Source organism: uncultured Salinisphaera sp. (assembly GCF_964012375.1).
Taxonomy (GTDB): Bacteria; Pseudomonadota; Gammaproteobacteria; order Nevskiales; family Salinisphaeraceae; genus Salinisphaera.
In genome coordinates this window covers 1-5,062 of sequence record NZ_CAXGSH010000149.1, presented here as the reverse complement: position 1 = coordinate 5,062, position 5,062 = coordinate 1, and the positions used below count along the sequence as shown (strand labels likewise).

Below are 5,062 nucleotides of genomic sequence, written 5' to 3'. Positions count from 1 at the left end.
TGGGCTATATCAGCAAGGAAGACTATGCCCGCGATGTGAGCGACGCGGTCGAGCTGCTGGAAGGGCGCAACGAAAAACTCATCGATCGCCTCGTCGGCGAGATGGAGGCCGCGGCCAAGGCGCTGGATTTCGAAACCGCCGCCCGCCTGCGGGAAAAGATCGCGGCGCTGCGTCGATTGCAGTCACAGAGCCAGAAAGTAGGCGGTCAGAGCGATTTCGATATCGTTTGCGCCGCGATCGATGGTGGTATCGGCGCGGTCGTGGTAGTCACCGTGCGCGGCGGCATCAACCTCGGCCACCGTAGTTTCTTCCCGCACGCGCCGCCGGGCACCGACGTAGCCGATCTCGTGGCCGCCTTCATGAGCCAGTACTACCTGGAACGCCGGCCGCCGCCCGAACTGCTGGTCGACCCGCTGCCGGCCGACGATAAGTGGCTGGCCGAAAGTCTGGGCCGCCGCGCACAGCGCAAGGTGGCGTTCAAGACCAACGTACGCGCGGAACGCAAGCGCTGGCTGGACAACACGCGGGCGACGCTCTCACAAACGCTTTCGGCACAGTTGGCGAGCCGGGCCGGCGTGGAAAAACGCCTGTCTTCGCTGGCGAAGGGCCTGGGGCTGGAGGCGCCGCCGATGCATATGGCCTGTTTCGACATCAGCCATACGCGCGGTGAACGCACCGTGGCCTCCTGCGTGGTGTTCGAGGCGGGCGTGGCGAACAAGTCGAAGTATCGGCGCTTCAATATCGACGGTATCGAACCCGGCGACGACTATGCAGCGATGCGACAGGCCCTGACCCGGCGCTTCAAGCGGGTTAAAAACGGCGAGGACTACATGCCCGATCTGCTGCTCATCGACGGCGGCAAGGGTCAGCTCGGCGTTGCCGTGGAAGCGCTCGAGGAGCTTGAGGTAACCGGCGTCAACGTCATCGGCGTGGCCAAGGGCTCGACGCGCAAACCCGGGCTCGAGCAGATCTTTTTGCCGGGCGAGAAATCGCCTCTTATACTGCCGGCAGACTCCTCGGGGCTGCATCTCATCCAGCAGATTCGCGACGAGGCGCATCGTTTCGCGATCGCCGGCCACCGCGGCCAGCGCGGCAAGGCACGCCAGGGGTCCATGCTCGACGGGGTCGACGGGCTGGGGCCGAAACGTCGCAAGAAGCTGCTTCAGACCTTTGGCGGGCCAAAGCAGGTAGCCCGGGCCGGGGTGTCGGAACTTGCACGGGTGGAAGGCATCAGTGCGACCATGGCACAACGGATTTACGATCATTTCCACAACACGGCCTGACGTCGGTGTCATCCGATCCGCGCGGCCCGCGAGGAGAAGCGCTTGAACCTGCCCATTTGGCTGACCCTGTTTCGCCTGATTCTCATACCGTTCGTGGTGGGGCTCATGTTCGTGCCCCTGCCCAGTGCCAATATCGTGGCTGCCATCCTGTTCGGCGTGGCCCTGGCCACCGACTGGCTCGACGGCCATCTGGCACGGCGCTGGAACCAGACCTCGGCGTTCGGGGCGTTTCTCGACCCGGTCGCCGACAAGCTGATCGTGTGCGCGGTGCTGGTCATGCTCGTCTACCGCGATCCGCACTACTACATCGCCTTGTCGGCCACCGTCATCGTCGGCCGCGAACTGACCGTGTCAGCGCTGCGCGAATGGATGGCGGAGCTGGGCGAGCGCGGCGTGGTCGCGGTCGGCTCGTTGGGCAAGTACAAGACCGCCATCCAGATGGCCGCCATTTTCTGCATGTTGTTCGATCTGGCCCAGCGCACCGGCGTTTATCTGTTCGGTGTCGCGCTGCTGATCGTTTCGGCGGTGCTCACGCTCTGGTCGATGGTGGTCTACTTGCGCCAGGCATGGCCGCGCCTGAGCATGGAACGCTAGTTAACACGGTAAGGCGGCCGCGGACGCGCCCCGCGGTTGCGCGCCGGTCCGATTCCGGCCCAGCTCGAACAAGGTTGCGAGACAGACCGGGGAGGGGGCTTCATCGCCTTGAAGACGGGCTTGAACCGGGCCTGTGAGGCGACGCTGGCGGCACCGGAACCGACTTGATGAAAAACCTTTGTCGATATGGGTTGACACCCGATCTTTTACGCCTAGAATACGCACTCTCAACGGCGCGGGAATAGCTCAGTGGTAGAGCACAACCTTGCCAAGGTTGGGGTCGCGAGTTCGAATCTCGTTTCCCGCTCCAAATAGACATTGCCGAAACCTCGGCCCGCCGGTCGAGGTTTTTCTTTATCAGCATCCGCCTGTTTGGATGCATGCGACCGGCCAGGTGGCAGAGTGGTGATGCAGCGGCCTGCAAAGCCGCGTACCTCGGTTCGATTCCGGGCCTGGCCTCCATCTAAGCATTCCAGAAAGTCCAATTAAGTCTTTATCGGCCCGTATTTACGGGCTTTTTTGTGTCTGGAATGTCCCATTACGTCCGGGGGCATCCGTTGCAATCCGGGGGCACTTGGGGGCATATATGGGGGCAGATACCCCCAGCGCCGACCGGATGCCCCCAATGAAGCTAACCGCCACGAAGGTCGATAAAGCCAAGCCACGCGATAAAGCATTCAAGCTGAGCGATGGCGACGGGATGTTTCTGCTGGTATCGCCGAAAGGCGGTAGGGCGTGGCGTCTCAAGTACCGCATTCATGGAAAGGAAAAGCAGCTAGCGCTCGGCACTTATCCCGACGTATCGCTGAAATTGGCGCGTGAGCGCCGTGCAGACGCTCGCAAGGCTATTGCAGCGGGTATTGACCCGAGTGCGCAGAAACAGGCTGAGAAACGCGCTCAGAACGCCGCAGACACGTTCGAGGCGGTCGCCCGAGAGTGGATAGACGCTCGCAGCGGTGAATGGGGCAAGAGTAACCGCCACCAAGTTACCCGGCGACTCGAACGGGATGCTTTTCCCTGGATTGGCACGACTAAAGTTCACGAACTAGAACCGCCCGAAGTGCTGCGGATGCTACGGCGTACCGAGAGCCGTGGGGCAATCGAGACGGCTCACCGCGTTAAGCAACTCGTGGGGCAAGTGATGCGGTTTGCGGTGGCGACGGGTAGGGCGCAACGCGATCCGACCGCCGATCTTGCCGGGGCGCTCAAAACGAAACGGGCACAGCATCACGCCAGCATCACGAACCCGGCGGAAATCGGGCCGCTGCTGCGGGTTATCGACAGCTACGAAGGCCAGTTCGTTACACGCTGCGCGCTTCAACTCGCGCCGCTGGTCTTTGTGCGGCCCGGAGAGCTTCGCAAGGCCGAATGGGTCGAGTTCGACCTAGACGCCGCTGAATGGCGCATCCCCGCAGAGCGCATGAAGATGAACGCACCGCATATTGTGCCGCTGTCGGTGCAAGCCGTGGCCGTATTGCGCGAACTAGAGCCGCTGACAGGGCGAGGGCGCTACGTTTTCCCCGGCGCACGATCTGCCGACCGACCTATGAGCGAAAACACGCTTAACGCGGCGCTACGGCGGTTAGGTTATGACAAAGACCAACTGACGGCGCACGGGCTGCGCAGTATGGCCTCGACGCTGCTGAATGAGCAGGGCTGGAACCGCGACGCTATCGAACGGCAACTTGCCCATGCCGAGCGCGATAACGTACGGGCCGCCTACAACTACGCCGAGCATTTAGACGAGCGGCGGCGAATGATGCAGGTATGGGCCGACTATTTGGCGGGACTAAAGCGTGGGGCGAATGTCACACCAATAGAATCAGCGAGCGACGTATGAGCAAAGGTAAACACTGCCCAGGCGGGTACGGCCGCGATAAAACACGGAAGCAGTTCGAGCACTGGCGCGAAAGATTGAGGGATAGCGAAGACTACCCGGTGCTGGATGGGTTGGAGACGGCGTGGCAAGAGCTGTCCGACCTTTATGATTTTCCTTGGACCGATGAGAAAACACGGGAATCTTTTTACGACTCCGAGAGCCCGATAACTGCAATTATTTACGCAGTGGAAATGGGGTTCTATCCGCCGCCGGAAGTGATGCTGGCCCTACTAAGTCGATGGGATGAGTACATGCGATCGGTTGGTGAGAAGGATTTGGAAACCGCGATGATCGGACCGTTGCGTCGTCGCACCGGCAATTACGCACGGCGAGAAATTAAAGGAATGCAGCCGTATGCATGGGCAGGCGAAATAGCTCGCGCAGTGGAGAAAGAGGATATAAGCCGCATACAGGCCGCCACGGATCTGGTAGAGCGCTGGAACTTGCAAATCGATCCAGAAAGCGTTTTGAGAATGGTGAGGGATACCCCGTTTCAAAAGCTTCGGCTCCAGAAAAAGCGGACTGAATAGGGGTGTATTGAGTCCTCGTTCAAAGTGCAAATCAGCTATTAAATAAGTAGCCATGTTCCACAGCACGCCAGAGGGGTGCAGACATGGCCAAACAGAGCCTAATCCGGCTTCCAGCCGTAAAAGCCCGTACCGGGCAATCGCGTAGTGCGATATATGCCGCCATGCAGCGCGGCGAGTTCCCGCAATCCGTACCTATCGGCCCTAGAGCCGTTGCATGGGTAGAGAGTGAAATCGACGCTTACATAGAGCGTCAGATTGAGCAGCGCTCGGAGGCAGCATGAGCTACCCCGAGTTCAAACGCTTCGACTTTCACCGCAACGGCCATAGCAACCGACGCGATACCGACGCGCTCCCCCGCGTGCTGGTGTTGGCGATGGATTTGGAAGACCACGAACTACACTTCCATCTGGCCGGCGACGAGTTCCAGCGTGTCGCGCACGTCTTCGATGCGGTAATGGATCGCGAGCTAGTCGCCGGCTTGGAACCTGACGAAGCGATGCGCTTGGGTATCGAGTTCGAGCGTGCGAGGTGGCGAGCTAACGGCGAATAGCGGCAAGACTGCAACTCCCTAGCCGTGGGCCTTTTCGCCGAATGGCAACCCGAATATGCCGAGCGCGGCATAACGGTCTTTCCCGTAGACGTGGACGCTAAGAAACCCTTGGTATCCAACTACGGGAAGGCCGGCGTGCGTGCGAGCGCGAAGTGGGCGGAGCGATTCGCCGACGCAAACGGGCTTGGCATTCACATGGGCCGCAATGCGCTGACGATCTTAGACG

7 protein-coding genes and 2 tRNA genes are annotated in these 5,062 nt (G+C 60.7%); all 9 read left to right on the top strand.

What is annotated here, in order from left to right:
* A partial coding sequence (uvrC, locus tag ABNU97_RS17085) for an excinuclease ABC subunit UvrC (RefSeq protein WP_348767869.1) occupies nt 1-1,283 on the top strand: 1,283 nt, incomplete at its 5' end.
* A gap of 42 nt (nt 1,284-1,325) precedes the next feature.
* Entirely contained in the window at nt 1,326-1,877 is a 552-nt protein-coding gene (gene pgsA / locus ABNU97_RS17080) for a CDP-diacylglycerol--glycerol-3-phosphate 3-phosphatidyltransferase (protein ID WP_348767868.1), read from the top strand.
* Nucleotides 1,878-2,112: 235 nt separating this feature from the next.
* A tRNA-Gly gene (locus ABNU97_RS17075) sits at nt 2,113-2,187 on the top strand.
* 78 nt (nt 2,188-2,265) lie between these two features.
* Nucleotides 2,266-2,339 (top strand) — tRNA-Cys (locus tag ABNU97_RS17070).
* Nucleotides 2,340-2,502: 163 nt separating this feature from the next.
* Nucleotides 2,503-3,717: an integrase arm-type DNA-binding domain-containing protein gene (locus ABNU97_RS17065; protein WP_348767867.1), complete on the top strand. Its 1,215-nt coding sequence runs from the start codon at nt 2,503-2,505 to the stop codon at nt 3,715-3,717.
* Nucleotides 3,714-4,286, top strand: coding sequence for a hypothetical protein (locus ABNU97_RS17060; RefSeq protein ID WP_348767866.1), 573 nt, complete (start codon nt 3,714-3,716; stop codon nt 4,284-4,286). Before ABNU97_RS17065 ends, ABNU97_RS17060 begins: the two co-directional genes overlap by 4 nt.
* An 83-nt stretch (nt 4,287-4,369) precedes the next feature.
* A complete protein-coding gene (locus ABNU97_RS17055) occupies nt 4,370-4,567 on the top strand; it encodes an AlpA family transcriptional regulator (protein ID WP_348767865.1) in 198 nt (65 codons plus the stop codon).
* On the top strand, nt 4,564-4,836 hold the full coding sequence (locus ABNU97_RS17050) for a hypothetical protein (protein WP_348767864.1): 273 nt from the start codon (nt 4,564-4,566) through the stop codon (nt 4,834-4,836). The genes ABNU97_RS17055 and ABNU97_RS17050 overlap by 4 nt, the downstream gene beginning before the upstream one ends.
* Nucleotides 4,837-4,860: 24 nt before the next feature.
* The coding region (locus ABNU97_RS17045) for a hypothetical protein (protein ID WP_348767863.1) at nt 4,861-5,062 on the top strand (202 nt) is incomplete at its 3' end.

Coding starts and splice junctions, on each gene's coding strand:
- ABNU97_RS17055 (WP_348767865.1), top strand. CDS start 4,370: ATGGCCAAACAGAGCCTAATCCGGCTTCCAGCCGTAAAAGCCCGTACC.
- ABNU97_RS17065 (WP_348767867.1), top strand. CDS start 2,503: ATGAAGCTAACCGCCACGAAGGTCGATAAAGCCAAGCCACGCGATAAA.
- ABNU97_RS17060 (WP_348767866.1), top strand. CDS start 3,714: ATGAGCAAAGGTAAACACTGCCCAGGCGGGTACGGCCGCGATAAAACA.
- ABNU97_RS17050 (WP_348767864.1), top strand. CDS start 4,564: ATGAGCTACCCCGAGTTCAAACGCTTCGACTTTCACCGCAACGGCCAT.